This window comes from Lysinibacillus sp. EB271-A1-10B (assembly GCF_058791335.1).
On record NZ_JBYTDL010000004.1, the window covers coordinates 206,096 to 232,309 of the forward strand.

A 26,214-nucleotide genomic window follows, 5' to 3' on the forward strand; every position below is an offset into this window, starting at 1 on the left:
AGTTAGAAGAAGTCGACAATGCGACTTCTTTCAACGAATAAGCGGTACTTAACGACCGTTTAAAATATTTTTTTCATTTTTTAAGAATTGGCTACGAGACTTTGATACTCGAGCGATACGTTCTTCTGCTAAACGATTAGCTGCTACATACGTCGGTATACCATCACGTTTAGAAATCGCGAAGATTTTTTCAAGGCTATCGTAAATGCCTTCGACACGTTTCATTGCACGTTCACGGTTATATCCATATAATTCATCAGCTACATTTATTACTCCACCAGCGTTAATTACATAATCAGGTGCATAAACTATCTCTAATTCATGTAAATAATCACCATGTCGAGAATCTTGTAATTGGTTATTGGCAGAACCTGCGATCACCTTTGCTTTTAGTTGCGGAATCGTTTCATCATTTAAAATCGCCCCTAATGCACAAGGTGCGAAAATATCAACTTCCTGTGAATAGATTTCCTCCGGTGCTACAGCAGTTGCATCAAAATCATTCACAACGCGATCAATTGCCGCTTGATTAATGTCTGTAACAACAAGTTTTGCACCTTCATTATGTAAATATTCGCAAAGCTTGTAGGCTACATTTCCTAAACCTTGTACAGAAATAGTACGTCCCTCTAATGAGTCAGATCCAAATGCTTCTTTTGCTGCTGCTTTCATCCCAAGATAAACTCCGTAAGCAGTTACTGGTGAAGGATTTCCTGATGAACCAAAAGCAGGGGAAATTCCCGTTACATAATTTGTTTCCTCATGCATTAAATCCATATCTGTCACTGTTGTACCTACATCTTCTGCCGTAATGTAGCGACCATTAAGCCCTTGGATAAAACGTCCTAACGCACGGAACATTTCTTCATTTTTATCTTTAAATGGGTCACCGATAATAACCGTTTTTCCACCGCCAAGGTTTAAACCAGCTGCAGCATTTTTATAGGTCATCCCTCGTGCCAAACGCAATGCATCCTCTATCGCATTTTCTTCTGATGCATATGTCCACATACGTGCACCACCTAATGCTGGTCCAAGTGTTGTGTCATGGATAGCGATAATCGCTTTTAACCCTGATGCTTCATCTTGGCAAAATACCAATTGTTCATAATCATACTTTTCCATATACTTGAAGATTTCCATGAAAACTCGCCCCTTTGCTTTGGAAAGTGCATCCCCAAACGCCCATTCCAATTCAGTATAATTAGTGTTTCAATTATGCCTCGGCATAACTGCGTCCGGAATCGGCTTTGTGCATAGGCCTGCGATGTTTTTTGTGCGAAAGCGCAGTGCTAACGTAGCGACAGCAACAACACGAGGGCCGACACGATGTCGGTCATTTCGGTAATGCCACAGAACGTGGCGTTTTTACCGATGCAGGTCAGTATGCCGTTATCGCATGGATGCGATGATTTTAGGCTAACATCCTATATTGAATTCCTTTCCGATTCCGTGACATCCGCCGGAGGCTTTAAATTCTTTTAGCAAATATCTTTTGTACCGAAAGCGTAGCGTCAGGTACAGGTATTAGGACACCTGCTGAAAGAATTTAAAATTGTTTAACAATGGATAATATTGCTCCATTTAATTTTACAATACTGACAATTTCACAATTTAGCAACTATTATTACATTTTCTTGTTTAAGTAAGAATTTTCTAAAGATTCAGTTACAATTATCGCATTTTGTCTTACTTGTTTTTGGATTCATCAGTTCCGTAGTTTTATAACGTTTCTTGACATTCCAATATCCACAGGTACAATTAAACTTAGGAATAAGGAGGGACATGCATGGCTCGTTTTGCTGCATTTATAGTAATGCTTATTCCCGGTCTTATGGCTGCAGGTGGCATTAAATTTATGCGTGATACATTATTCGGTAAGCTCATTTCACCTTTCCCATTTTTATGGCTACAATTTGTCGTTGGCATTATTCTTTTTGTTATAGGCTTTGGCTTTTTCGCAGGTTTTTTACTTCACCGCGATCGAAAAAATGGAAAAGTGGCTCCGCGCTTCCAAAAAAAATAAAAATAGCTATCCTAATAAGTCTAAGGCGGACTTATTGGATAGCTATTTTTATCTTCATTCAAAATCTTCAGCTACATTTTTTATCTGTGCGAAAGCGAAGCGACAGCTACAATTTTGCCGAGGCGACAGTGATTAACGTTGTTGTCTCTTAATCACTTTATCTGGAAAATCAGAAATCCAACCAATTACTGAAGGATGAGGATTCGTTAAAAATGTTTCATTCCCATCAATTGCATAAAAACGACATGCTTTATCACTCGCTACACAAGCCTCTAAATATCTTGGTTTATAATACCTTTTATGCATATGAACACTATCAATTGCATTGTAATCACGAAGCAAATCCCATTTTAATTTTTTCGTTGCTATAAGTGCTGTTTCATAGTCTGGCTTATATTGTTTCACAATCTCTAAAAGCTCATAGTGAAACGATGAAAAATGACTGCCAACAGGCAAAGTAAGCCCATGTAGCATTTGAATAAGTGCGCTTTTATTATCAAGGAGTGTTGATTTTAATTCAATATTAAGTGGAAGCTGTTGAGAATTTGCCCATGCTAAAACAACTTCAAACGTCGGAATTTTATACGTTGAAAATAATCGTCTCCACGGCTTCCCAAGTTTAAAGCTTATTAGCTCCTCTTTCGTACATTCGTTCACCAGCTTATTGATGCCTACTAATCTTGATAGCTGTGGATCATGAAACACTACTGGAATGCCCTCTTTCGAAAGCTGGATATCTAATTCAATTCCATCTGCTCCTAGCTCTAATGCCTTTTCAAAAGACTTCAAAGTATTTTCAAGTGCATACGCGGATGCCCCACGATGTGCAAATACAGGAATAAAAGATTCGCTAAGCATTTAGCTCACCAAATTCAATAAGAAATTTACCCTTTTTAATCTTACTTAATAAGGATGATTTTTTGCCAATTTGAATATAGGTACCAGGATGCGCTTCCTTCGTAACAGTAATCTCCTCTTTTCCAGCATGACGCATTTCATCCATTATGAGTTTAACCTCACGATCAATGGTCACTGCATCCGCTTTCAATTTTGTTAAAATTTGTTTTGTACCCTCAAATGTAGCTATTTGCTCCTTAGACATTTGGTTAAGGAGTGGCAGTAAGCTTTTAATTTTTCCTTCGTGCTCAGCGATTTCTGATTGCAGTTTCTTAAGATTCCCCGCCTTCTCTTGCATAATAGAATAGCTTTCCTGTTTATTTACGCTTTCGATGATTAAATCAGTTCGACGCTCTAAACGATTTCCTGAGATGGCCGTAACAATTGTATTTTTGGCCACTGCACGGCCCCCAATAATTTTTCCTTTTCGTTCGTCCACAAAGATAGAATGGGCAGAGAGCTGGGATCCCAATGCATAAGATCCTATATGAATGCTGTCAGCTGCAACTAGATTTGCTTCATTGACATGCTTAACGAAAATATTGCCGCCTGCCTCTACAAGCGTTGAACCTAGACCAAAAATCCCTCCGCGAATATAGACGTCGCCTTCAAGGGATTTAATCAGTTTGGCACCGCTTACACCTTCGGCACCCTCGATGGAAATATCTCCAGTAGCAATAACTGTATAGCCTGATGTAACTGTTCCTTTAATGCTTAAAGAGCCATTAAATTCGAGATTCCCTGTTTCAACGCCAACGTCTCCATGAATTGGCAAATGTCTATTAACTCCGATCATGCCTTTAACATCATCTAATACACCAGCTATTTTCGAACGGATGACAGTTTTCCCATCCTCTTCCACTTCATAAGCTGATTTTTTATCATATCGTATAGGAAAATCACGACCCGGTACTGCAGCCATCATTTCACCTAGTACATTTTCCCCTGGTTTACCTAATGTCGCAGGAATTTTCTCGCCTAACCACGAACCTTCGGATATTTCAGAAATAAAGTTCATGTCATAATAATCAGCTTTGCCATCTTCGCGAATTACTGGCTTTCTCTCTGGTTTAGGTAAGTATGTAATTTGTGCATCTGTTCCTGCTACTGGTTGTGTACCTTGAGCAATTAAAAATGCTTTTCCTGTCTCAATGTTAGAAATATCAAAATCTAATATGCCGTGAGCAATTCCTTCGTTTTTGATAGTTTCCAAAATTTGTTCCGTTAATTTCTCTTTATTCTTTAGAATATAGTCATGTGTTTCATAGATAAATATTGAGGCAGACATTTTATCTCTTGCAACTTCAGCTTCAACATTAGGAAGCCAGCGTCCAATTTCAACAGGGCTTGTGCTTTCGGTTGCTAAGACATTTTTTAATATTGAAAAATTTGATAATTTGAGTCGGGGATGACTTCGTAAAATACTATCAAATTCTTTTAATGGAAAACCGGCACTGAAAGTAAGCATATATACTTTGCCATTTTCTTCCGATATTTCGAATTTATCATTTCGAACTAGAATCAAGCTACCTCCTCCTTCCCTCTAACTGTAAGTATATACAATCTATTTACATTTGTTTAGAGACAATTGTCACTACTCAGAAAGAACATACACATACTTTATAAGTAATATACACATCCATTTTTTTCATTTTCATATGATAATTAGGAGATTTATACTATACAAAAGTAATATTTTATTCAGTCTTCAAAATCTCACTGTCCAAATTGTATAAATTTCACTATTAACAATCAGGAAATTTACTAAATCTTCAACTAACTTAAAAAAAAGATAATATATCAGTCATAATTTTCATAATCTTACTTAGGCCTTCAATACTAAATAAACATCCCTCGGAAACCATTTATACATAGTCGAATAATAGCTCCTAATCTATCCCTAGAATAGACTCAATGCGCAAATGAGCGCCTAATTGATCGAAATTCAGGAGCTGCTCACGTGTCATATAGTAAACGCTAATGCTTCCATTCATTCCAAGCCGCATTTCAAATAAATTATCTTCTATCTGCGTTATTTCTAACGAGTTTTTCTCGTCAAGCTGTATGTTTACGCTTTTCATCTGTTATCACCCCAAATCAATTATACCTCGGTATAATTGTGTCCGGAATAGGCTTTAGGCCAACCCCATGTTGATCACTCATTCGTGTGTTGTTGTTGTTGCTTTCGCACAGTTAAATTGCCACAGTACGTGGCTTTCTTAGACTGATTTCCTCTATTTCAGCGGGTGTTTGGGCACACGCTGAAAGAAGTTATAAACGATCAACAGCATTGTTGATCGTTTAATTTATTACTTTCCTAATACATGTTCCGCTAATACACTTTGAATTTTATATATGTTAGTTGATTTATTAAAGCTTTTCTGTATTGGTAATTCATTACCTGAAACCCAAATTTTCAACTCTGCATCTAAATCAAATGTCCCTGCCGTTTCAACTGAAAAATGAAGAATACTTTTATATGGAATTGAATGGTATTGTGTCTTCTTTCCAGTCACTCCTTGTTTATCGATTAAGATAAGTCTTTTATCCGTAAAAATAAACGTGTCTCTTATAATTTTGTAAGCATTCTTAATTGTTTCATTAGGTGTTAATAAGCCTTTAACTTCTTCCTTTAACTTTTCTAGATTAACTTCACTTGCATTTCCTATTATCCCATCAAATATCCCCATCTTTACTCCCCCTCCAAATGTCCATCCTTCATTTAGAATATGAGAATATTTTTCCATAAATTCAACCCAACTCCTTAAACGATATTATTTATAACTGCGAATAAGTAGCAACCCCTAATTGACTAAACACTAAAATAGTGTAAAATTACACTAAACGATGTTTAGGTGGATAAATTGATCAAATGGTTTGTTTGTAGCTTAATTTTACTCGAAATAATAGGGGGATATCATTTTTCAAAACAAAGCCTATCACACAGCTCATCAAGGATTTGTGCGTAAAAATGATTATTGTTAATAAAGAAGGGTGACGTAAAATGAAGAAAAAAAAGATATATATTACAATTAGTATCCTAATTGCCGTTATTGTCATTGCTATTCCAACAGGTTTTATTTATGTACTAAGCAATGGTAATCCATATACAAAATACATCGCTAACAAATATGTTCCCAAATATTTAGAAGAGAAGGGATATACAGACGAAAAAATTGAAAAATCACATTATGTTGAGCCAAAGTACTTAATAAATAAAGACTTTTATCACGGACACTTTATGGTTATTTTTAAAGATGAGCCGAATACAACCTATTATTATGGAATAACTAAAAAAGGAAAACAAGTTCAGCAGTTTTGTGAAAAAGACGTACTTTCAGCGGATGGTGTTACTGACATATTAGAGGATGAGACAAAATATAGTGAGAAAGAATGTAAAAATTCTTTAGATAATAGAGATTTATAATTATTTGTCCAAGTTGAGATCCCCCCTAGAAAGCCAAATTATGTAAGCGGAATTATTGAGTAACTAAGCGTTCTCAGTACATTTCTGTATTGAAAAGCTCTCAAGGTTGGGTCAATTAATGTAACAAAAGCCGAGCTCATCGTTTCATCAATATGTCTTGTGTAGTGACTGTAAGCTTTTGGCATGGCAATAAAAAAAGATAGAGCAGTTCACTCTATCTTTTTAAACACTTTAGGCTATGCACACCTAATCATATTTTGAAAGAATCTTTTTCATACTATCTTTATCATAATTTACATCTTTCAAATTGGAAGCACCAAATACTTCTTCCAAAGCTTTGAATATATCATTATAATCTTCTTCATTATAATTATAATTGCCCATTGTATCACGATGTAATTTAGCAATATCGTAGATAAGTGTTGCAGCATACAAGTTGCCTAATATTTTTCGTTCTTCTTCTGTCGCATCTTTATCAAACTTTTCATAATAGCTATTAAAAGCACTACCGAATTTTTCGTAATCATTTTGATCTAAATCATCATGAATTGTATCTTTCATGAAAAGAGCAAATTGTATTCCATGATTCCATATATCCTCACGCACATTTTCAGGTGCATCGCTTTTATTCCCACAAGCGCAAATAATAATAGTTGTAATAATTAGTATAATGCCTACAAAAATTTTCTTCATAAAAAACTAAACTCCTACTTATTCTGATTAATACTTTTTAAAATTAACATTGAGCAAGCAAATACCATACATACTAATGCTAATACAAAATAACTCGTTGTATATGTACCGTTGATAATGTAGTTATAAGCATCACCGCCAACATAAGCATTGATATTCTCTTTACTACTAAAATAGCTATCTTCATCAGCATTTTCATAAACAAACATCTTATAGAAGCCCATGCCAATTGATATAATAGCTCCTATGAAGCCAAGAACACTATATAATGTATATGGTGCTTTTGATTGCTTATTTAGTTTTTTGTTATCATTCTGCTCATTAAATCTTTCTTCAATCGGCTTGTATTCTGTTTCTTCCATCTTCTAAACTCCTTACAGTAAATTAAGACTATAGTCTATACATTAAATTTTACTATATTTATGTAAATAATGGTACCTTTTTTACAAACTATAGTACTACTATATAGTCACAACCAAATGTTCAACTGCAACCCACTCCATCTGCAAGATGTATTGACACTGAGAACTAACCTTAGAGCAATCCACGCAACCGAAGTATGCGCCTAATCAATTATCGAATCATCTGAGGGCTGTTTGAGAAGGTGAAAACAGAAAAAGCACAGCAACTTAATGATGTGCCGTACAGATAAAATCCTACGACACCTTAATCTTTGTTTGCCAAACAGTACATAAATACATCGAAGCCTACTGAGTGAGTGTTAGAAACATTATAGAATGTACCTTCCATCTCTATTTTCCTCTAACCACCATCTGCTTTTATGTCCTGTATAACCCTCTTAAATGCCTTTAAAGGGCGCTTCAAGAAGAACATGTTAGGAAATAAAATCGATTGCGGTGAGCAGCTGAAAAATTTTATAACTTTATTCAATTCTGAGAATAGCGAAAGGATTGAGAAATCGATTCTTCTTTTTTATTGTTAATGAGAGATAAAAGAAATCAATAAATATCAAAAAGCATAAGCTTTTTTTTGAACTGCCCAGTAAAAGTTAGACATCAATCTAACTTTTACTGGGGTTTTTTATGGGGAAAGTAAGTGTTGAACAACGTATTCAAGCGGTTCAACGATACTTAAATGGATATGAAACCATGATTGAAGTTGCGAAAGATATCGGAATGACAGTTCAAGTTGTCAGTGAATGGGCTCGCCGTTATCAAAGAAGTGGTGTAGAGACTTTCTTAAAGTCCTATACACAATATTATTGACTATAAAATGAATTAACGAGAAATGGGTAACAAACGTGATAGAGTTCCATTTATTTGGTGAGAAACGTTATTTATCACCCGTCCTTGATTTATGTAATGGCGAAATCATTGCATACACGGTAATGAATCGTCCGGTGTATAAACTGGTTCATGATATGTTAGAATAAGCATTGGAGCGCCTTCAATCAGGTAATCCAAGTCGTTCTTCATTCGGACCAAGGTTGGCGCTATCAAATGAAAAAGTACAACGAACATTAAAACAATATGGGATTACGCAAAGTATGTCCCGTAAGGGGAATTGTTTGGATAACGCAGTCATTGAAAATTTCTTTGGCTTATTAAACTCTGAACTCCTGTATCTACAAGAATTTGAATCCATGGCACATGTTGAACAGGAACTTAAGGACTATATTCACTATTACTATCACAAACGAATGAAGCAAAATTAAAAGACCTAAGCACGGTGGAGTACCGAACTCAGGTCGTAGAAGTTGCTTAACTAAATATGTCTAACTTTTTTGGGTCAGATCATCTACGCCTATGCTTTTTCAAAAATTAATGTGACATCGATATTCTTTTACAAGCTATTTTTGCCGCTGGAGTTCCAACACCAGCATCAAGTGCTGCATCTACTGAATCTCCCCAAGAACCACTGCTAGCCTTTATTTCGTTCCCAGCCGTAAAGACTCCCTCTTCTACAATTTGAACACAATCATAATAGTCTGGGTTAGGATTACTTTCAAGATACTGTGCAGCTAATTCGTCTGCTTTCTTTTGTATTGAAACTCGAGCTTGTTCAGCCAATGAACTAAAAACACTCTCAGCTTGCCCACCAAAGTGTACTATTCCGTCATTAATGTCTCGACCAGTACGATGTATATCTTCCATTTCAGATGACATATTTAGTCCTCCCAATCCTTAAAATTTGAACATTTTTTTAGTTCACAAATATTTTCTCCAATTGAGATTGTTCTTATCCATCAACAACTATCCTAAATAATCCTCAATTTCCACTAGAGTAATTTAACTCCACAACTACATATTCACTAATTTTCCCCAAGTTGTGTATGCCTACCTGTTCAGTCATATATCGATTTCTTTAAACAGCAGTTTTTTGATATTTAATTACCCCTGCATAATTACCTTAAATCAGCATTTAAAATGACCCACAAAACAAATATGTACTAAAATTGTTTAATTATACTCATTGAAAATATTACTTATAATTTCAGAGTGATAAACAAGCTGTTTCTAGAACTTATCACTATTATTACCAAGAAAAATTTTCCATTATTTTATCAATTTTATCTGCACTGCATTAATCCCAATATATTTTAATGTAATGCTTGGTACTGAATCATTAAATAATATTTCAAGCGTAGCTACATCTTTATTCTTCTTGTAGTAATGGTAAACAAATGTTTATTTCATTTTATGAGCTCCAATATCATCAGGTCCTAGTACATCTGCAACCTTTTGAAGGGTTCTATATGCTTGAGTTGTTGAAATATGGCTGTTACCTTTACGTGTTGCAAACAGATAAACATCATTGTGCAAATTCATTGTATACGGTTCAATAGCTTCTCTTGTTACTTTAGGAAGCATGAATCGCTTTGACTTCACCGTCTTTTGTTCTGTGATAAGTAAATGTATTTGCTTTGTCATTGATCGGCATTTCATATTTGCCACGCTCAGATTTGCTTTACATTCTGAGGTGAATCAATTTCAAATCCATCAAACATCCATTTTGCGTATAGCTTTAATGTTTGTTCATAGAAATTCATTGTTTTTACAGCTAGTCCTTTTACCGAACAATCAAGCATAAAACGATCTATTTCAATGGCGAAATCAATCATAAAAAAACACATCCATGAACAGGAATGTCCCATAAATGAATGTGTTTCATAGTTTAATTCAATTAAAATTTACATTAGTTATCTGAACTCGTCGGTATAAATTCAATGAATTCTCTCTAAATAAGTCCTGTAATCCCTTGTGGTTCTAACTTAGCTCGCAATCATATCAATTCGAATCTTGTCAGCGATCATGGCAATGAATTCGCTACTTGTCTAAATTGAAGATTGAAATGTTTAATATCAATGTTTTCAAACACTTTATTTAACCAAAGTTTCATATATTTATCAGTCAATATTTGTAAATTTTTTGGTAGTCAAATTTACTTTCTTCTATTATATTGTTAGACGTGTGAAATTGCTAAAAAAAGGAGGGTATTCCCACTCTTTTTAAAGTTAGTTACTCGTGATTTCCCAACAATGTCATACATTACTTTTCTAAAATGATAAAAATTCCTTTTATAGTTTTAACGTTTGGAACGATTATTTCATGTATCGCCTTATTACCAAATCCTTTAACCTTCCGAGGCATTAATGCTTGTGGAAATAATATGTAACCACTCTCGTACAATCCGAAAATCCGTCCACCTAGGATCTTGATTTGATAATTTTGTCCTTTCTTCATCATATAAACAACCTTTATAATTTTTAATTGCGAACAAATTCCCTCTAATTAAAGTTCTTAATCCAGAAGTACACAAAATTAAATGCTTATAATTCAACAATCTGTTCATTCAAATGAATTATAATCTCAGGAGCATGTTTGAAATATTTTATTTCTATTTGATGTAAGCCTCTTGTTTTAGTTTTTCTGAGTAAACTGTAAATTCATCTATCCACTCTCTTTGTCCATCAATATTCACTATTATGTAGTAATAATTTTATGATTCCTTTTTCTCATACAACCATAACAATAAACTTGTTTACTCAAATTTTTCATATCACACACCCCTATGTATTGCCCTGTATTACAACCCTATTTTACATTAAATTCGTGTAATTAGTACCATCAAATTAAAAAGACATGAACACATTATGTTGTAGTCCTCATAAAAGTAAAAAAAGACTACAGCAAAATACTGTAGTCCTTCCGCTATCTTACACAGTAGTTTTTTCAATCATATATGCCTATAAAGGGAAGGGATTGAAACGTTGGATATATATAAATATAAATATTATTATTACTATAAAGAACAGAACGAGAAAGAATGTTACAGTGATTAATAACCCTCAAAAGCTTTCACAACAGTCATATTCCTTTGTCCTCGTTCATAAATATCACTGGAAATCCTTGCCACATTTTTCATATCAACATTTCCATATAATCTTGCTAGATATACGCTGTCAAATGAATCTCTATCAAAATATAAATACCACAAATCAGAATATCCACCATCAACAGGTGTTAATTGACCAGAAAAGAATGTTCCTTCATTTGTATATCCATGATTGTAGTAATCACATAATTAATCATTACCATTCAAATAGAAATCTTCATCTAGATTATTTGATAAGTTAAATCGAACTTCTCAACCCTTTAATCTTAAATCATACTTTTCCATAAATTCTGGACAATGTATTCAGTAGCATATCTTTCAGAAGGAGGAACATCTTGACCTGTCCTATCTTCTTCTACATTTGTATTTTTCGCATCATTTTCCCCACCGTTAGCACAATACACAAGATATGCAGTTCCACCGGCAACTATAAACAATAGTGCCAAAATAGCTATTAAAAATATAGATTTCAACATAAAACTCCCCAAAATACAACATATTACTCAAATTAACCGTATTACACCAACTAGTTTTTTCTAATATTCATTCTATAACAATAGTACTGGTTAGTTACTATTGTTATAGAATTATGTGCGTGTGAAAATTGATATGGTATTAGTAGAAGAAACTCGATTGGGGTATCATTATCTAATCATCAAGCAATGGAAGTAACACATCTTCTGATTGCACCTTTAGTTCTATCAGTCCAACCTTCACAATCTCAGCATTAATCACTTTGTATGATCGCCCATGAATCACTATTGTACTATTCACTTGGAAGCCTTCTCGGTTTTTAGCGTTATCCTGCACATTGATAACAAGTGTCTTAGTAGCCGTTACAATGGAATCCTCATCAACTGTCATTTCCTTATAGCAAATCACAGCAGGTTCGGAACGGTCTACAACTGTTTCCGTTTTGTAGATTGGTCTACCCATAGCGTCAGTTCCTACCTTGATTTTTACTGTAGTAGTTGGCTCAATGATATAGTTGCAAAATTCCACTAAGGCTTTATATTTGAACCCTCTATGAGCTACTATATCACCTGTCACAAGGTAGTAACTACCGTTAATAGTAAAGTAATCGCCACGCTTAAACTCACTTACGGAATGGAAGTGAAATGTACTGTTCGTAGACAGCCTAGTATTTGTCACCAAGCCCTCTAAGGTACTTGGTGTAGCAGTCAACTCATTCTTCATGTAAGGTTGAACAAGTTCTGAGAATGTGTCTGTGAGCGTCTGTGCGTCAAATAATTTCATCTTGCCACCACCTACACATATAGCATGAACACATCTGCGTTACTATTTTCAGTTCTCATGGTTCTTACCTTAAAAGTTAATTGGTCAATACGCTTCATTAGGTTCTCGTGGAACTCACTGACTGTCATATCATCAATTTTAACGGCTTTCATCAGTGTTGGATTGTTAGCTACTGATTCAAGCATACTGAGAGCAGTAGAATAGATTGCCTTCTTGTCTGTCATAGACTGTGGATTGTATTCTAAATAAGCATCAAGACCGTTTTCAGCAAGATACACCATCAACTCATTCTGTTCAAGGTCAATACCTTTTGTTTCCAACTGTAAGCGCTGTAAATTATTCATTTTTAGTAATCACTCCAATTAATTTATTTTGCATAATATTCATCTTTAACTGCCGACAACCTTAGTTAGGTAAACTAAAAGTAGTCACAAACAACTGATACAACAAAATTGTTTAAGTTCGGCAGAAATACTTCTTTTATAAATTTTCTATACATTGTTGATATATCAAGGTTTCCACCAAAACATCAATAGACTATTGAAAATACAACATAAAAAAAGATATTATACATTAATATTTTTGTTGATTTTCCTCATTTGCTAACTGTAATAGACGTTCCTTTACCCCTTTAGGCAATGGCACACCAATCCTAGCTAAGTTTTCAGTGATAGATAAGCCTTCCATTCCGATATAGAAGTATATAGCCATTGTTCTAAAGACAGGAATACCTGACGCTGTAAGGACGTCTAATAGGTTCGCCAAGACTATCACAATCATAATAGTGGCTTTCTTTAAGAATCCGACAAAAGCAATCTTTGAGGATAGACGCTTTTGTACAAGTGACACAATTACACCTGTAACAATATCAATAACCATAAAAACTACTAGGACAGTCAATGATACATGCCACCCACCAATAAGGAAGGATAAGGATGTTCCTGTTAAGGCTAGAATAGTGAATAAACTCATTTTCTCCATTGTTCATTCACCTCCAATACAACTGTTGTAACAGGCGTGAAAAATTGGACATAATCATTCCAACCCTCTACACCCGAAAAAACACTAATTTTCGCCAAAATAAAAATGCCTACACATAACGAAAATCTTTATGATTTCTATTAAATATAGACACCTATTTTATTCTGATTTTATCCATCTCTATGATACCTTTTCAGCAAGGTTACTAGAGCCACCAAGATTCTTGTGTTCTATTTGTTCAAATGGTTTCACATCTTGTATGCGATTCATTTCAAGCGTAACATCATTCACATACGGCGACTGCTCAAGGATTGTTTCAGTGCTTAAAGCACCCATTGCATGTTGCTTACTCATATTGTCAATAATCTCAGCGTGGTTAGAAGGTGTGTTGTATTGAAAGTTAAATTCAAGGGTCATAAAATCGTCTTCTAAAATATGAACCCCTTTGTATCTCAACAGCTCACAGACCTTCTCCCAACGCTCATAAAAGCCTTGCTTCAAGTATGTTTCATTTAATCCTGCTTTCGTATCTGCCAATGAGAACAGCAACTTAATACTAACCTCCGATAGATTGCTTACATCAGTTTTGTTCATGGATACAGCAGGCGTTGAACTTACATCTAATAATGCCTGTTGTAACGTCTTGTAGACTAATTCAAAAGACTTTGAATCTAATTGGTTTGATACCATTTTGAAGTCAGAACCATCATCAAGGTTTAAGCCTCCCCCAACAATATCAGTAGGCAATGAGTCTTTGAGTTGCTGACCAACTGCAACAGGGATAGGATTCATAAACTTATACATGCTATCAACATACTTAGATAATACATCTTCCATGTTATCCAATATCCCCATATAATCATCTAACTCTGAGCGACCTTCTGTATCACTAAATTCATTGTCAGTTTTATATAGGACAGGTAAGCCACTTAGATTAGCATACTGAGCAACTAGTTTTAATTCTCCACCTTCATTTGACCATTCTTGGACTAACTTATCGGTATAAATTGTGTAATAAGCAATACCATCAAAGACATAATGCTCAACAAAGGCAATCATTTCCCCATGATGGTTGAAAACAGGTGTTCCATCCTCCGCGTCAATAATTTTTGAATCAATTCTCCCTTTAGCATTAATGAAAAGATATTCAGCTACCTGACCAAACTTGATTAATTTGTTTAGAATAATAACATTCTTATCATCAAAGCGACCTAGCTTATTTACCTTCAAAAATTGCTCAACCATTTTCTCTACTCCAATGATATTGACACTGTTCTTCAACAGGTATTGCGTTTGGAAGTTCAAAATAGTCTTAGCCAACTGGATCACAATCTTGCGTGGCTCAATGAACTGACCATTGTACTTAAATGAATCACGCTGTAGTATCTTGTGCTGACCATCTAAATACTTTTTCTTACTAAACACTTCTTGCAAACGCTCTTGGTTGTCATAAGAGTTTATTTCCTCTAAGAACCAAGTGGGGTTACCCTTGTGCTTTACTTGTAAATATCTATCTAAATTCATCTTCTTTTTCCCTTTCTTATTCAAAATAAACCTTACCCTGAATGAGTATGGCTAAAAACTACTTTCTCTCGTACCAACCTTGCCAATGATATATTGATTCAATACTGTCACAATACTTTTTAAATGCTTCCATTTTGCTATTCTCCTATACATACCACTTATTTATCTTCATGCCTTGAATAGCCAATGCTGTTGAAATAACACTATCATCGTGGTGCAATTCACTATTCCCTCGCTTATTTCCTAAGCGACCATTTGTTTCAACAAACATCTGCATTTGCTGTAAGGTAGTCTTACATTCTATATTGATAAGCCCAAGCTCAAATTGTTCTTTCATATCACTTATCATTATCGCCTTTGTTTTCTCAGAAGTGATAAAGCCTATTTGCAATTTCTTCTTTCCTCGGTCATCGAAGGTTTTCATCTTATACATATTTAGATAGCCACGCTCTTTGCGTAAGCGTTCAATAACAGGTAAACCATATGAATTGCGTTCCACTGTCAAAAAAGCATAATTATAAAAAATCCCCAAGTCATAGATGACCTGAGCAAATTCATAGACTGGAATTTTATTATGGTAGAAACTTATGACTTGATGCCCTTCTGAATCAAATGCAGTAATTGTTGAGTAATCATTACCTGAGCCACTCGCTGTATCGACACCAAAATAATATTTTGTATTGCGTTTAGGAAATTCGAAAAGGTCTAGGCCCTTACCAATATATTTCCGAACGCTCTCAGGTACTTCTGACAACATCTCATTTTTAGGTAACGGCTCAATTGTATAAGAAAGCCTAGTTAAAACCTTATGTTGATCAAATACACTTCTACCTGTAGAAATAAAGGATTCAAAGGGATTTGAGGGGTACTCTTGCATAAACTGCTGTTCGTTTTCCATGTCCTGAACCTTCCATCTTCTCCACATTAATTGCCTTAAAGTTGCACCTGCTCTATAGAGAGCTACTTCATCTTCTTCTAAATTATCAGAAGCAAATCGCTTGCCACCATTGGTTGCTTTATACCAACGCTCTGCTTCATCATAGTCATGGGCAAATTGCTTTTTGTATAGCTTGTGGTAAAAAGGAATGAAATAAGGAACATACTTAGACTTACCTTTGAGGGCTTGCATATACAGGCGGTAGAAATGGTTGCTTGTACCATTGGAGGTTGTTTCAATTGTTAATTTACTCTCAGCCCCTTTTGCAAGGGATTGTTCAACCGAGAGTAGTTGCGTTTCCTGTGACGCATAGAAAGCAAACTCAGATAAATGAACATAGGTATATGTTGAACCACGTCCAATATCTTTGTTCCCTGCTGTAACACTTGATATTCTTGAACCATTAGTGAACAAAAGCTCGCTTCTGTTATCCCTGCGAACCTTTGGGAATATATTAGGGAATTTTTCTCTTGGAACAGTGTCATTCATTTGCTTCAACTTTTCAAAAAGCGCTTTTGCTGAATCACCCTTATAACTAACAATCAAGATGTTTTCGTTAGGCTTAGTTAATGCTCGCCATAATGCCCTAGCAAGCACAAATGTTGAAATACCTGCTTGCCTTGCTTTACCAATCACAACAAAGCGATTCTCTAGCATTAGATTTTCAATTTCTTGCTGTGCTTCATTGATTTCAAAATTAATGACCTGATTTTCGTTGTCTGTAATAAAAATAAAATTCTTAGCAAAAAGTGGGAACTCACTAAGAACTTTTTCAAGTTTATTTGATTTAGTTGCCATGTGCTACATCACCAATTCATCATAAGCATTGCTTTCTTGTGGCTCGTAGACCCGAGTAAGCTTAAACTCTTTATTAAATGCTCTGACCTGCTTTTGAAGGTCTAATAAAAGCTTAATAGCCTTTTCATCCCCCTCAATGGCCCTTTCTGCTGTGACTTGATAAATTTGCTCTAAATCATTCGCCATGCGTGATTCAAGATACAAATTAGTCAACATCAAATACTCAGAAGATTTCTCCCACTTCTTCATGTGGTTCAATGTTTTCACATCTAACTTTAGACACAATGCTTCTTCTGAGAGTTCTTCTGTTCGATTAACATATAGGTCAAACTTCCATTTGAAGTATTCCCTTTTCTTGTATGGAACAGCTTCAAGTGCTTTGTAAATATCCATAAATATCAATCCTCTCTTTTAGTGATATTCAGAGTTCATTTCATCCCTGTTTTGGATGTAAAGTCTTGCATTTTCAATGTGTCTATCAACAATTTTAAACTCATTGCCATACTCATCTATTAAATAGTCTTGTTTTTTCAGTTTCTTAATGCGGTTTTCCCCCGCTCTCAAGACTCTTTTCTCAATGTCAGTTAAACCTACTTCTCTTTTTTGTTTTCGCAGGTCTAAAACAGCAACATAATCCTGTTCAATAGGGAATACATCTTCACCATTTTCATCTTTAAATTTGTTGAATCGCTGCTCTGTTTCCTTTAACTGTTCTACAGTCGAATGTTCTAGGTCTGTTTCTTCTTCAACTAATTTTTCAACATACTTTTTCTTAAATGAATGATGTGTAATTTCATCATTTTCAAAAGGCGTTGTTCTGTATTGGTTGGTATTTTGCTTCCCTGTATCGTTGTAATCACCAATATTTTTGTGAATTAGACCTGCCGCAATTGTTTTATTTACTGCTTGGATTGCTGTTGACTCTGAGCAATTTAAAATTATAGCCCAACGTGATTTAGAACAAGTAAATATACCATTTTCACTTTTAGACCATCTATAGGTAGCAAGATATACATACAATTGGCGGATGTCTGTAAGCTCATTGAACACATCAAATTTAAGTTGTGTATGGCTTATATCCTCAAATTTCACTAATTCAACAATAAGAATATCATTAGCATTAAACTCATCTACAAGCTCACCATCAATACTAGTAAATCTAATAACCTTTTTATCTCTCAAAGAAATAAGAGTATCTTTGATTACTTTAACTGCTCGCTTTTTGTTACTTGCAAGCTCAATTTGTCCTTTGGCATGAAGCAATGAAACCGAAATATAAATATCTTCTCTAAAGTCCCTGCTTATTGACAGCAACGAATAGATAAATAATTCCTGCGGTGTTAGTTGAAACTCATTTCCATCTGAAATAAGTTGATTGTTAATCATTATAAATTCCATCATGTAAAAACTCCTGTGTGATTGTATTTTTGTTATAAAAAGAAGTCACCCTCTCGGTAACGATCTAGTTAATTTTCTTATATTTATCTAACGCTCGCTGTAGTTCATCAGTTTTGTGATAGACCGTATAAATCGCATTGTCCTTAATGCTTCTAGCTTTTATGATGTATGAAATTCCCTCTTCTTTCAAATAGATTGATAGTTTCTTTGTAAAGCAAAAGAAGAAGTCTTTTTCAGTTAAGTTTGTCATGTTATATACCCCTATCTGTCCATTTGAACACTTAGTTTTTCAGAATAAATTCTTTGTATTTCTGTACTTTATTTGCTTCCATAGCTACTTTGTTATTCTCATATTTTGAGAGCAAAGCTATCGAGCAACCAATGTGCCTAGCAATATCAGTTAGTCTAATTTGCTTCTGTCTACGCATTAAGAACAACTCTATTTGTGTCATGGTCTTACTTCCTTTCTTCTAGTTAAAAATTTTCATGAAATGAATTGAAAAAGACACTCCCATTTCTGAGAGTGTCTAAGGGATTATTTACCCTGTGTTAATACTGCAACTGCTTTCTTTGAACCAACCTTTAAAGTTGCTTCTGCAATTACTTGACCTTTCACTGAATCACCTGTTTTTGCAAGTGGTTCAAAGTGTGGCTCTCGCAAATATGCTAAATCAACATAAGCATCATTGAAGAACACAACTTTATCAGCAGGAACATGTTTTGATAACACAAATTTTACTGAACCATAATTAGTGTTGATTTCATCTACTAGTAAGCCAAATGATGTTGTCACATGGTTGTATGAGTAGTTATCCTTATATATAGCGTCAATTCTTTCTTTAATATCAGCATTGACAAAGGCATATACTTGACCTTCTGCTAAATCCTGATTCCAAAGATTACGCATAACTTGCTTAATTGCAATTTCATCAATCGGAGCTGTTACAGCATTAGAAGCATCAGCCATTTCAATTAGACCTGATAATTGGCGTTTGAACGGTGTTTTTGAACCATCCGCTCTAAGACCATTGATAAATTTCTTTTCCATGTTAACTTTTAACTCTAGTAATCGGTCAGCTACTTCCCCTGAGAACTGAGTTGATTGCATAGCTTCTGCTGTACCTGATACCTGAACACCCTTCTTGAAAATCTCAAGGATATTACTTAGCTCTGCCCTAGCAGATTCATAGAATACTGTTGTGTCTGCTCCTTCAACTGCTGAAATATCTTCATCATTAGATAGTGAGTTTTCTCGCCAAGTATACACAGTGCTAAGTGCTTTTTCAATATTGCCTTTCGCCATAAGTAATGATGTAAATGGCGTTGCTTGAACCCCAATTACTGCAATCTCATTTGCTAATGAAATGCGTTCTGATTCTGTAAATGATTGTGATGTAAACATTATAAAATTCCTTCTTCCTGTTAATTTGTTTTACTTAAATATTTTTTCGAACTTACTAGCAATCATGCCTTTAGCGTCACCATTTTGCTTATGAGCTGTATAATCATCTTGCTTAGCAACTTCTTTAGGCTTAAAGCCCATATCAAGTTTTACTTCATTTATTAACTCTGCTAGAGCATCAACTTTTTCTATTGGTGTTTTAGTAAGACTAAACTTCTCTACAAATTCCTTTGCAAAGCCAAACCCTCGTTCTTCAAGCTGTAACTGTAATCTTAAATTTTCTAATTCAATTTTTTCTTGTTCCAAACGCTCGGTTTCTTTTTGTAGCTCTTGTTTTTCATGTTCCAACGGATTTACACTTTGTCCCTGTTCAGTTACGTCAACTCCCTCAGTAACCTCAATAGAATTCATTTCAATTGCTTCTGCTGTTTGTAAATTCCCCATTAATAATTCTCCTTCTGATTTGATATTTTCCATATTTACACAAACTAAAAAAAGCCAATAAGCAACTACTCATGGCTTAATTGTCCATCACTCCATATAAGTCCATAGAACGTCATATAGAGCGTTCTGAGTAAACCACTCATAAATATCAGGAATGACTCATTGACGCTCACTAGACTTTACAGGTGGTGTTCCAAGCTGTCATTCACTCAATAGATGTTATGAACATGCTCAGTTAAAGATTTGAATAATGGCTAACAAAAAAAGGACTACAATTAGTAGCCCTCAAACAATGGCCCTGATTACGTTCAATAGTTACCATTTTTTTGATTATAATATTAAAATTATGCCAAGGTTCTATTGTAACCTCAACAAATTTAAGAGGAAAATTATCCTCTCACTATGAACAGTTTGTACGCAAAAAGTGTGACTTTTGAATTTAGGTCATCTCCAAGAGTCATACTTGTCTTGCACACGCTTTAATCTTTTTTTGAAGTTGCTTTCTTCCAGCATCATCAATCTAGCAAAGTTGCGTTTGTTGAAATCGATAATTTCCCCATTTTGATTAAATGTAAATACATTTGTCTGCTTGCTATCCAAAGCCCGTTGCAAGTGATCTAGCAACTCATTTGTAAATTCCTTTTGTCTTTCCGACAAATTTAAGAAATCAAACTTAAATATCCTACGAAAATTTGTTTGATTTTTGAGTAACTTCATATCATTTTGATTGATAAAATAACGCTCTCCATCAATGTTAAACTCTCTAGTACCTGTTGCTTTGGCAATCTCACGATAGATTTTTTTGTTAATACCATGATTGATATACTTTACAATCTCTTTGTCAGTTTTCATTGTATCGACCTTTTGGATAATTTCATTTAGCACCTTTTTTAAAGGCTCAACTGTCTCAGCAATCTTCTCTGCTTTTTCTTTTTTGACATATGGCAATACCCGTAATATGTCATTAAAGCACTCATCAAATTCTTCATGCTCTACTTGCTTCAACACTTTATCAGGTATCTTATCAAAATCATCAACGTAATAATACTCGCCAATCTGTGACAAATAGTAATAAATATAGTCCGCAGCTTTCATGTCATCATGCGATCTCTCAATATTTGACAGATACTTTTTGTATACATACTTTGCGTATCGTTGTTGTAGCGAATTGATATAGATTGCTATATAATCCTCTGCAACTTCTGCCTTTGCTTTTCGTTTCGGCTCCATGTAACTGTACATATGCTTTGTCACTAAATGAAAGGACAACTCATATTCAACCTTTGCGCCCATGGCTATCAACTCTGTTGTTAAGTCATATTTGCCTAATTTGTGTTGATCTATTTTTTGTTTAAAATCCATTAAATATGCTCCTTTTATTTTTCATAAATCACAGTTCTCTAGTTCTCATTATATATTGTTTTATTATTTACCAATGCTTTTTCCGAAAATAATTATCGAAATATATTATTACAAAAAATATTAGCAATACTTTTCACGCATAAAAAGACCCCTACAAAAATAGGTGCTTGCACTACTTCCAGGGTACTTATCCTAGTTATTAAATCACTGAAATAACAGCTATATCCGTCTGACTGAATCGTCTTTGCGGTCATGCAGTACATTGTTTGGAAATCTATAACATAGAACACAGTTCTACTAATGTGTTCAAATAATAAATATATCCATGAAAGTAAACTAAGGCGCAAGCCCGTCCATAGTTTTTTCTTTATCACTATTTATTTCTTTAAATAGTTTTTTTCTTTAAACTTGTCAGAATGTGTTCCAACTAAGCGTATATTTTAGACCCACTTATCTAAAAAATGTTCCGAATTGGCACATTTTATATAGGATAGGGTCTAAACACTGTACAAAATTAGCACAATATTTATATAACTGTATTTACATATTTATATTAATATTATTTACGCCCACCCTAACATGAAGCTGAGTGTGTATCAACATCTCGTCGAAAAAGTGCTGCCTTGATCTCAATAAATCTATAAATAGACTTAAAGGAACAAGACCTCATAGTTCCATGAACCTCTTTCCTAGCATCCTTATACTTCTGCCCCCAGTAGTTGCTGTAAGCCGTACGCTTATAAATACTTATCCCTTTATTGGCCAGGAATTCTAACTTTTTAGTATATGATATGTTCTTCGTTGCCGTAGCCACTCAAAATTCGCTCCTGATCTTTAACGATGGCATTCAAAGCGAGACAAGGCACGCTTACATAGAGTAATAACGATAATTATTACATCGGCTATCGTAAAAACCTGTCAAGTTTTAGTTTGAGCATATGTACTAGGCTTCCACGTTCTACTACGGAAAATAAGCACACTTATTTAGCCTAGACGTTGATTTTTTTCGAATAGGCTGTACAATAGCGTTACATTGGTGTGTATGCTATTGCTTTGCGGTAGTCATATTCAGTTAAAAGTCGTTAGTGTTCGCGCACTAACAGCTTTTTTCTACGCAATTTCTCACTTCGCCACTAGGACAAAAGGAGAATTCACTAAGCCTAATGCCTGTTTATACTCGCTTAGTCGAGTTTTCTAAACACTTTTTTTCTGTTCTTCATCTACATCAATCTTGACTGCTCCAAGCTTTTCACATCATTTAAGACCCTTTTCTGACCACCTTTAGATACAATTAGTGTCAATATTCCCCTGCACTGTTGCAAATCATTGAACCCTGCAAAATTCTGCGGTACTGAAAAAAATCTTTGTAGTTTATCATTCTTATCTTCTCCTTTTTTTCCTCCTCTTGTTCCGTCCCCTAAAAGTCTAAATTATTTTGTAGACTGAAATTGTTATTTTCTATCTATCTCATTTTCAGTAAAATCTAGACAAGCTTTATTGTCGTTTCCACACTTCTATGACCTAAAATTTTACTCAATCTTACATATTTCACCTTTCCTTCAATGATGTAATAAGTTATTTCGTATTAAACGTGGATGAACAGATAAACCCACACTTAAACCTTCCCTTCTTATTGATCTTCAAAATATTCACACCTACTATAGCTTGTTGGAAATAAAAATGGCGAATCTGAAATATCTGTCTAGTTGCATCAACGTCTTAAATTACCTACCGTTTTATGCCCCAAAATACATAACGTTGATGTCCATTCTTGGCATTTTTGACAAGAATAGAATTATTTTTAAATCTATATCCTCGGTCATTAAGGAACAACACTCATTAGCCTTAAGCCCCGTAGAATCCAAGTCCTGTACTCATAATATTTTGTAAGATTGAAAGCACCTAGTATTAATTTAGTTTCCTCAGGGGGAAGCAATTGTTTCTACTTACACTTTGGTTTAATCTGTTCTATTGTGTCAATCGGATTAACCGTTATTTCTCGTTCAGCTTTCAAAAAGTAAAATACTTTCATATTCCTTGAACAATTGGCTATGGTAGTATCTGACATAGGTTTTTGATAATCTTCCCTACGTTTAGTAAAGTTATTGTTTAATACCTTGTCAGAAGAAGAAACAGTGTCCTTTCCACGCGCTCTCAAGTATTTGATGTATTGTTGAATATAAGATGATTTTACCTTCCCTGCATCCTTAATTTTGAAATCTCGCACTGTGTAATTTCTGAATAGCGTTAAAGTCTGTTCATAACTTTTCATGGTTTTTGGAGATATTTTGGAGAAAGATGTATAGCGTCACAACGAAACATACAGCAATCCAACATATAATGGTCAACTTCGATTAAAAACGGACTTATAGACATAAAAAATACGCCCCCTCAAACAGTCGGCGTAAACTGTCTAAAAAGGCGTTATAATTTTCGCTAAATAAACGTTATCTAATTTAGATTTACCGGTCATTCTCCGCTAAGCCAATCGCTACAAACCTTGATATACCATGACTAGCTCGCCATCATATCAATACGAATCTTGTCAGCGATCATGGCGATGAATTCGCTATTTGTCGGTTTCGACTTCAAATGATGTACCGTATAACCAAACATCGACGAAATCGATTCATAATTGCCACGGTTCCATGCAACTTCAATGGCATGACGAATCGCACGTTCAACTCGTGATGGTGTTGTATTGAATTTCTTAGCAATTTCTGGATATAAAATTTTCGTCACAGATCCTAATAACTCGATATCTTCGAATACCATCTGAATAGCTTCTCTCAAATAAGAGTAACCTTTTATATGTGCAGGAACGCCAATTTCTTTAATAATGGCCGTAATCGTGCTATCTAATTGATGTTGATTTAATTTTTGAGGTGCCGTCGGTTGTAAAACACTTGTCTTTTTAGGAAGTGTTGCTTTCTGTCCAGCACAATGTAAGATCTTTTGAACCAATTGATCAAATTCAAATGGCTTTAGCATGAAATAGGATGCACCTAAGTCTACAGCTTGTTTCATCACATCTTCTTGACCAAATGCAGTTAACATTATTACTTGAATTGATGACATTTGTTCATTTTGATACATCGACTCTAAAACAGCTAACCCATCAAGATGTGGCATAATAATATCTAGCAGCAAAATATCTGGTGTGAATTCCTCAAGCATTTGTAAACAAACTTTCCCATTTGAAGCAGTTGCAATGATTTCAATTTCTGGATGTCCTTGAAAATACTGCTCCATCGTTTTTAATAACTCACGATTATCATCTGCAATTGCTACTTTAACCTTTGTCATTTAAAATTCCTCCTTCTGAACTGTGCTTCGAATATCCCGTTACCTACCCCAATGCTTTTTTTGCACACTGTGGAATTTTCGACATTATTGTTTTAAAAACCTTTTCAATTTCCAAAAATGAGTATGTAGTCCGATACTTTCATTTAATATCGACAAGTTATGATAAATAACTGACAAAGCTTCGAATGCTTATACCATTTATTTTAGTGAAAAAATGGAGATAAAACTACAGTTTTTCTTAAGTATCGCTAATCGCTTCATAAATAAACGAAATACTTGATGAACATTATATTTTTATGAAGGAATGAAGAATGGAGCCACCTCTTGGCAGCTCCTTCGTTTAAGATGATTTTTTTAACATTTCCGCTACAGTTATTGCTGCTCCTTTTTTCGGCTCCTCCACAAACATATGCGTAACGGCACCTACAAAACGACCGTCTTGAATGATAGGACTGCCACTCATCCCCTGCAAAATACCACCTGTTTTTTCAATGAGCTTTTTGTCAGTGACTATGAATTCAAGGCGTTCATTTTCAACCTTTGTAATTTCAATTGAAAAAGTTTCCACCTTACTGCCCTTGATCGCCGTAGAGATTTCCGCTTTTCCTGTTTTTATATCCTTTTCATGCATAATTTCAATTGCTTTAGGCAAACTTTGTTGATAACCGTCTTCCCAACGGCCAAAAATTCCATAAACTGTATTTTTATCTATACTCCCTAATCGATCCTGATGTTTTTCAATGGAGGATATTTTATAGCCAGGTTGCCCAGGTATACTTTTACGAATTTGTTGAATCGAAGCTAAAAAAATGGAGCCAGCATGGAAATTAGGGGCTTCTTGTAAAGTTGAATCAACGATTTGGTGGCCTAACGCACCGTAATTTTTTGTCTCTGGATCAATGTATGTCAATGTTCCTACTCCATCTGTTTCATCTTTTAGAAAGGAAATAACATGTTCAGCTTCTTGCTCCTGTAACTCAAGTGTCACTTCTTTTCCTTCATTTTTTATCGTCCATTTCTGTTGTCCTTGTCGAGCAACAGCTTTTTTGGCATCTGCAAGTGTTTTTACTGTAATATCATTTATTTTTTCAATCACAGCGCCTCCTTTCATCCACTGATTGGAAGCTAATAGCACATCATGTGCTACAAATACATGTGATAGCTGAAGTTGAATACCAATTGCTTCGCCCATCGGAATTAGCTTTTTTGCGGCAAAAGCCTTTACGGGCATGAATAATAAAACGATGAGCATAGGCAAAATGACAAATTGACGCCAACGACGATTCATACGACACCTCCTTTTTATTTTTGTCTTTATACTATGTGTTGTTGTGGCGTTCTTATAAGCGGTAAATATTTGTGCAAAAAGAAAAAACCCAGAAACAACGAGCTGTTTCTGGATTCTT

The 26,214-nt window shown here is 34.7% G+C and carries 30 protein-coding genes and 1 pseudogene; 4 read left to right on the plus strand and 27 right to left on the minus strand.

The window, feature by feature from the left end; all coding sequences use genetic code 11:
• Positions 1 to 48: 48 nt before the first annotated feature.
• Positions 49 to 1,143 carry a Leu/Phe/Val dehydrogenase gene (locus tag AC3WSK_RS08315; RefSeq protein ID WP_079561767.1) on the minus strand — a complete coding sequence of 365 codons (1,095 nt, stop codon included), beginning with the start codon at positions 1,141 to 1,143 and terminating at the stop codon, positions 49 to 51.
• A 646-nt stretch (positions 1,144 to 1,789) separates the two neighbouring features.
• On the opposite strand from AC3WSK_RS08315, the gene AC3WSK_RS08320 reads away from it, so the two are divergent.
• Positions 1,790 to 2,026: a DUF2627 domain-containing protein gene (locus tag AC3WSK_RS08320; RefSeq protein WP_079561768.1), complete on the plus strand. Its 237-nt coding sequence runs from the start codon at positions 1,790 to 1,792 to the stop codon at positions 2,024 to 2,026.
• 132 nt (positions 2,027 to 2,158) lie between these two features.
• On the opposite strand, the gene AC3WSK_RS08325 is transcribed toward AC3WSK_RS08320, so the two are convergent.
• The 4 genes from AC3WSK_RS08325 to AC3WSK_RS08340 all read right to left on the minus strand — a co-directional run bounded on the left by AC3WSK_RS08325 (position 2,159) and on the right by AC3WSK_RS08340 (position 5,613).
• On the minus strand, positions 2,159 to 2,884 hold the full coding sequence (locus tag AC3WSK_RS08325) for a glycerophosphodiester phosphodiesterase (protein ID WP_079561769.1): 726 nt from the start codon (positions 2,882 to 2,884) through the stop codon (positions 2,159 to 2,161).
• The gene (locus AC3WSK_RS08330; protein ID WP_427484928.1) at positions 2,877 to 4,448 is read right to left on the minus strand and encodes a flagellar assembly protein A; all 1,572 of its coding nucleotides are present in this window, start codon (positions 4,446 to 4,448) and stop codon (positions 2,877 to 2,879) included. Before AC3WSK_RS08330 ends, AC3WSK_RS08325 begins: the two co-directional genes overlap by 8 nt.
• 364 nt (positions 4,449 to 4,812) lie before the next feature.
• A complete protein-coding gene (locus tag AC3WSK_RS08335; protein WP_079561771.1) occupies positions 4,813 to 5,004 on the minus strand; it encodes a hypothetical protein in 192 nt (63 codons plus the stop codon).
• Positions 5,005 to 5,232: 228 nt separating this feature from the next.
• On the minus strand, positions 5,233 to 5,613 hold the full coding sequence (locus AC3WSK_RS08340; protein WP_197141056.1) for a PH domain-containing protein: 381 nt from the start codon (positions 5,611 to 5,613) through the stop codon (positions 5,233 to 5,235).
• A gap of 314 nt (positions 5,614 to 5,927) precedes the next feature.
• Between AC3WSK_RS08340 and AC3WSK_RS08345 the strand changes: the two genes are divergently transcribed.
• Positions 5,928 to 6,350: a DUF3139 domain-containing protein gene (locus AC3WSK_RS08345; RefSeq protein ID WP_492412066.1), complete on the plus strand. Its 423-nt coding sequence runs from the start codon at positions 5,928 to 5,930 to the stop codon at positions 6,348 to 6,350.
• Positions 6,351 to 6,596: 246 nt separating this feature from the next.
• On the opposite strand, the gene AC3WSK_RS08350 is transcribed toward AC3WSK_RS08345, so the two are convergent.
• Entirely contained in the window at positions 6,597 to 7,043 is a 447-nt protein-coding gene (locus tag AC3WSK_RS08350; protein ID WP_079561773.1) for a hypothetical protein, read from the minus strand.
• A 14-nt stretch (positions 7,044 to 7,057) separates the two neighbouring features.
• Complete coding sequence (locus AC3WSK_RS08355) at positions 7,058 to 7,405, minus strand: DUF4064 domain-containing protein (protein WP_492412064.1); 348 nt, start codon at positions 7,403 to 7,405, stop codon at positions 7,058 to 7,060.
• A 681-nt stretch (positions 7,406 to 8,086) separates the two neighbouring features.
• On the opposite strand from AC3WSK_RS08355, the gene AC3WSK_RS08360 reads away from it, so the two are divergent.
• Positions 8,087 to 8,269 carry a helix-turn-helix domain-containing protein gene (locus tag AC3WSK_RS08360; protein WP_492412063.1) on the plus strand — a complete coding sequence of 61 codons (183 nt, stop codon included), beginning with the start codon at positions 8,087 to 8,089 and terminating at the stop codon, positions 8,267 to 8,269.
• Positions 8,270 to 8,283: 14 nt separating this feature from the next.
• A pseudogene (locus AC3WSK_RS08365) lies at positions 8,284 to 8,768 on the plus strand (IS3 family transposase); the annotation flags it as partial.
• Between the two features lie 56 nt (positions 8,769 to 8,824).
• Here AC3WSK_RS08365 and AC3WSK_RS08370 read toward each other — a convergent pair.
• The 20 genes from AC3WSK_RS08370 to AC3WSK_RS08465 all read right to left on the minus strand — a co-directional run bounded on the left by AC3WSK_RS08370 (position 8,825) and on the right by AC3WSK_RS08465 (position 26,096).
• Complete coding sequence (locus AC3WSK_RS08370; protein WP_427484925.1) at positions 8,825 to 9,169, minus strand: hypothetical protein; 345 nt, start codon at positions 9,167 to 9,169, stop codon at positions 8,825 to 8,827.
• 522 nt (positions 9,170 to 9,691) lie between these two features.
• Positions 9,692 to 9,934: a site-specific integrase gene (locus AC3WSK_RS08375; protein ID WP_492412061.1), complete on the minus strand. Its 243-nt coding sequence runs from the start codon at positions 9,932 to 9,934 to the stop codon at positions 9,692 to 9,694.
• Positions 9,935 to 9,960: 26 nt separating this feature from the next.
• Positions 9,961 to 10,125 (minus strand): hypothetical protein, encoded by a 165-nt coding sequence (locus AC3WSK_RS08380; protein WP_427484923.1) that lies wholly within the window; start codon positions 10,123 to 10,125, stop codon positions 9,961 to 9,963.
• Between the two features lie 427 nt (positions 10,126 to 10,552).
• Positions 10,553 to 10,750: a hypothetical protein gene (locus tag AC3WSK_RS08385; protein ID WP_139376969.1), complete on the minus strand. Its 198-nt coding sequence runs from the start codon at positions 10,748 to 10,750 to the stop codon at positions 10,553 to 10,555.
• A 915-nt stretch (positions 10,751 to 11,665) separates the two neighbouring features.
• Complete coding sequence (locus AC3WSK_RS08390) at positions 11,666 to 11,875, minus strand: hypothetical protein (RefSeq protein WP_079561779.1); 210 nt, start codon at positions 11,873 to 11,875, stop codon at positions 11,666 to 11,668.
• Positions 11,876 to 12,047: 172 nt separating this feature from the next.
• Entirely contained in the window at positions 12,048 to 12,656 is a 609-nt protein-coding gene (locus tag AC3WSK_RS08395) for a hypothetical protein (protein WP_427484922.1), read from the minus strand.
• A gap of 11 nt (positions 12,657 to 12,667) precedes the next feature.
• The gene (locus AC3WSK_RS08400; RefSeq protein ID WP_079561781.1) at positions 12,668 to 13,000 is read right to left on the minus strand and encodes a hypothetical protein; all 333 of its coding nucleotides are present in this window, start codon (positions 12,998 to 13,000) and stop codon (positions 12,668 to 12,670) included.
• A gap of 229 nt (positions 13,001 to 13,229) precedes the next feature.
• A complete protein-coding gene (locus AC3WSK_RS08405) occupies positions 13,230 to 13,637 on the minus strand; it encodes a phage holin family protein (RefSeq protein WP_079561782.1) in 408 nt (135 codons plus the stop codon).
• Positions 13,638 to 13,817: 180 nt separating this feature from the next.
• Positions 13,818 to 15,161 (minus strand): phage portal protein, encoded by a 1,344-nt coding sequence (locus tag AC3WSK_RS08410; protein WP_079561783.1) that lies wholly within the window; start codon positions 15,159 to 15,161, stop codon positions 13,818 to 13,820.
• Positions 15,162 to 15,306: 145 nt separating this feature from the next.
• Positions 15,307 to 16,896, minus strand: coding sequence for a terminase large subunit domain-containing protein (locus AC3WSK_RS08415; RefSeq protein ID WP_079561784.1), 1,590 nt, complete (start codon positions 16,894 to 16,896; stop codon positions 15,307 to 15,309).
• A gap of 3 nt (positions 16,897 to 16,899) precedes the next feature.
• Positions 16,900 to 17,289, minus strand: a complete 390-nt coding sequence (locus tag AC3WSK_RS08420) for a hypothetical protein (RefSeq protein ID WP_079561785.1) — start codon at positions 17,287 to 17,289, stop codon at positions 16,900 to 16,902.
• 18 nt (positions 17,290 to 17,307) lie between these two features.
• Entirely contained in the window at positions 17,308 to 18,297 is a 990-nt protein-coding gene (locus tag AC3WSK_RS08425; protein ID WP_492412058.1) for a hypothetical protein, read from the minus strand.
• Positions 18,298 to 18,358: 61 nt separating this feature from the next.
• The gene (locus AC3WSK_RS08430) at positions 18,359 to 18,544 is read right to left on the minus strand and encodes a DUF5659 domain-containing protein (RefSeq protein WP_079561787.1); all 186 of its coding nucleotides are present in this window, start codon (positions 18,542 to 18,544) and stop codon (positions 18,359 to 18,361) included.
• Between the two features lie 31 nt (positions 18,545 to 18,575).
• Positions 18,576 to 18,746, minus strand: a complete 171-nt coding sequence (locus tag AC3WSK_RS08435) for a helix-turn-helix domain-containing protein (protein ID WP_079561788.1) — start codon at positions 18,744 to 18,746, stop codon at positions 18,576 to 18,578.
• Positions 18,747 to 18,829: 83 nt separating this feature from the next.
• Entirely contained in the window at positions 18,830 to 19,696 is an 867-nt protein-coding gene (locus AC3WSK_RS08440; protein ID WP_492412057.1) for an SU10 major capsid protein, read from the minus strand.
• Between the two features lie 30 nt (positions 19,697 to 19,726).
• Positions 19,727 to 20,140, minus strand: a complete 414-nt coding sequence (locus AC3WSK_RS08445) for a hypothetical protein (protein ID WP_079561790.1) — start codon at positions 20,138 to 20,140, stop codon at positions 19,727 to 19,729.
• A gap of 444 nt (positions 20,141 to 20,584) precedes the next feature.
• Complete coding sequence (locus tag AC3WSK_RS08450; RefSeq protein ID WP_492412056.1) at positions 20,585 to 21,502, minus strand: hypothetical protein; 918 nt, start codon at positions 21,500 to 21,502, stop codon at positions 20,585 to 20,587.
• A 1,942-nt stretch (positions 21,503 to 23,444) separates the two neighbouring features.
• Positions 23,445 to 23,789 carry a hypothetical protein gene (locus AC3WSK_RS08455; protein WP_492412278.1) on the minus strand — a complete coding sequence of 115 codons (345 nt, stop codon included), beginning with the start codon at positions 23,787 to 23,789 and terminating at the stop codon, positions 23,445 to 23,447.
• A gap of 227 nt (positions 23,790 to 24,016) precedes the next feature.
• Positions 24,017 to 24,808, minus strand: coding sequence for a sporulation transcription factor Spo0A (spo0A, locus tag AC3WSK_RS08460; RefSeq protein ID WP_079561794.1), 792 nt, complete (start codon positions 24,806 to 24,808; stop codon positions 24,017 to 24,019).
• A gap of 340 nt (positions 24,809 to 25,148) precedes the next feature.
• Positions 25,149 to 26,096, minus strand: coding sequence for a SpoIVB peptidase S55 domain-containing protein (locus AC3WSK_RS08465; protein WP_079561795.1), 948 nt, complete (start codon positions 26,094 to 26,096; stop codon positions 25,149 to 25,151).
• Positions 26,097 to 26,214: the final 118 nt, after the last annotated feature.

Excerpts from the sequence above, each read along its gene's own strand:
- AC3WSK_RS08405 (WP_079561782.1), bottom strand. The coding sequence starts at position 13,637 with ATGGAGAAAATGAGTTTATTCACTATTCTAGCCTTAACAGGAACATCC.
- AC3WSK_RS08355 (WP_492412064.1), bottom strand. The coding sequence starts at position 7,405 with ATGGAAGAAACAGAATACAAGCCGATTGAAGAAAGATTTAATGAGCAG.
- spo0A (WP_079561794.1), bottom strand. The coding sequence starts at position 24,808 with ATGACAAAGGTTAAAGTAGCAATTGCAGATGATAATCGTGAGTTATTA.
- AC3WSK_RS08360 (WP_492412063.1), top strand. The coding sequence starts at position 8,087 with ATGGGGAAAGTAAGTGTTGAACAACGTATTCAAGCGGTTCAACGATAC.
- AC3WSK_RS08380 (WP_427484923.1), bottom strand. The coding sequence starts at position 10,125 with ATGATTGATTTCGCCATTGAAATAGATCGTTTTATGCTTGATTGTTCG.
- AC3WSK_RS08315 (WP_079561767.1), bottom strand. The coding sequence starts at position 1,143 with ATGGAAATCTTCAAGTATATGGAAAAGTATGATTATGAACAATTGGTA.
- AC3WSK_RS08340 (WP_197141056.1), bottom strand. The coding sequence starts at position 5,613 with ATGGGGATATTTGATGGGATAATAGGAAATGCAAGTGAAGTTAATCTA.
- AC3WSK_RS08445 (WP_079561790.1), bottom strand. The coding sequence starts at position 20,140 with ATGGGGAATTTACAAACAGCAGAAGCAATTGAAATGAATTCTATTGAG.
- AC3WSK_RS08450 (WP_492412056.1), bottom strand. The coding sequence starts at position 21,502 with ATGGATTTTAAACAAAAAATAGATCAACACAAATTAGGCAAATATGAC.
- AC3WSK_RS08350 (WP_079561773.1), bottom strand. The coding sequence starts at position 7,043 with ATGAAGAAAATTTTTGTAGGCATTATACTAATTATTACAACTATTATT.
- AC3WSK_RS08320 (WP_079561768.1), top strand. The coding sequence starts at position 1,790 with ATGGCTCGTTTTGCTGCATTTATAGTAATGCTTATTCCCGGTCTTATG.
- AC3WSK_RS08425 (WP_492412058.1), bottom strand. The coding sequence starts at position 18,297 with ATGATGGAATTTATAATGATTAACAATCAACTTATTTCAGATGGAAAT.
- AC3WSK_RS08345 (WP_492412066.1), top strand. The coding sequence starts at position 5,928 with ATGAAGAAAAAAAAGATATATATTACAATTAGTATCCTAATTGCCGTT.
- AC3WSK_RS08410 (WP_079561783.1), bottom strand. The coding sequence starts at position 15,161 with ATGAATTTAGATAGATATTTACAAGTAAAGCACAAGGGTAACCCCACT.
- AC3WSK_RS08395 (WP_427484922.1), bottom strand. The coding sequence starts at position 12,656 with ATGAAATTATTTGACGCACAGACGCTCACAGACACATTCTCAGAACTT.
- AC3WSK_RS08435 (WP_079561788.1), bottom strand. The coding sequence starts at position 18,746 with ATGACACAAATAGAGTTGTTCTTAATGCGTAGACAGAAGCAAATTAGA.
- AC3WSK_RS08390 (WP_079561779.1), bottom strand. The coding sequence starts at position 11,875 with ATGTTGAAATCTATATTTTTAATAGCTATTTTGGCACTATTGTTTATA.
- AC3WSK_RS08385 (WP_139376969.1), bottom strand. The coding sequence starts at position 10,750 with ATGATGAAGAAAGGACAAAATTATCAAATCAAGATCCTAGGTGGACGG.
- AC3WSK_RS08465 (WP_079561795.1), bottom strand. The coding sequence starts at position 26,096 with ATGAATCGTCGTTGGCGTCAATTTGTCATTTTGCCTATGCTCATCGTT.
- AC3WSK_RS08430 (WP_079561787.1), bottom strand. The coding sequence starts at position 18,544 with ATGACAAACTTAACTGAAAAAGACTTCTTCTTTTGCTTTACAAAGAAA.
- AC3WSK_RS08415 (WP_079561784.1), bottom strand. The coding sequence starts at position 16,896 with ATGGCAACTAAATCAAATAAACTTGAAAAAGTTCTTAGTGAGTTCCCA.
- AC3WSK_RS08325 (WP_079561769.1), bottom strand. The coding sequence starts at position 2,884 with ATGCTTAGCGAATCTTTTATTCCTGTATTTGCACATCGTGGGGCATCC.
- AC3WSK_RS08440 (WP_492412057.1), bottom strand. The coding sequence starts at position 19,696 with ATGTTTACATCACAATCATTTACAGAATCAGAACGCATTTCATTAGCA.
- AC3WSK_RS08375 (WP_492412061.1), bottom strand. The coding sequence starts at position 9,934 with ATGACAAAGCAAATACATTTACTTATCACAGAACAAAAGACGGTGAAG.
- AC3WSK_RS08370 (WP_427484925.1), bottom strand. The coding sequence starts at position 9,169 with ATGTCATCTGAAATGGAAGATATACATCGTACTGGTCGAGACATTAAT.
- AC3WSK_RS08400 (WP_079561781.1), bottom strand. The coding sequence starts at position 13,000 with ATGAATAATTTACAGCGCTTACAGTTGGAAACAAAAGGTATTGACCTT.
- AC3WSK_RS08335 (WP_079561771.1), bottom strand. The coding sequence starts at position 5,004 with ATGAAAAGCGTAAACATACAGCTTGACGAGAAAAACTCGTTAGAAATA.
- AC3WSK_RS08420 (WP_079561785.1), bottom strand. The coding sequence starts at position 17,289 with ATGGATATTTACAAAGCACTTGAAGCTGTTCCATACAAGAAAAGGGAA.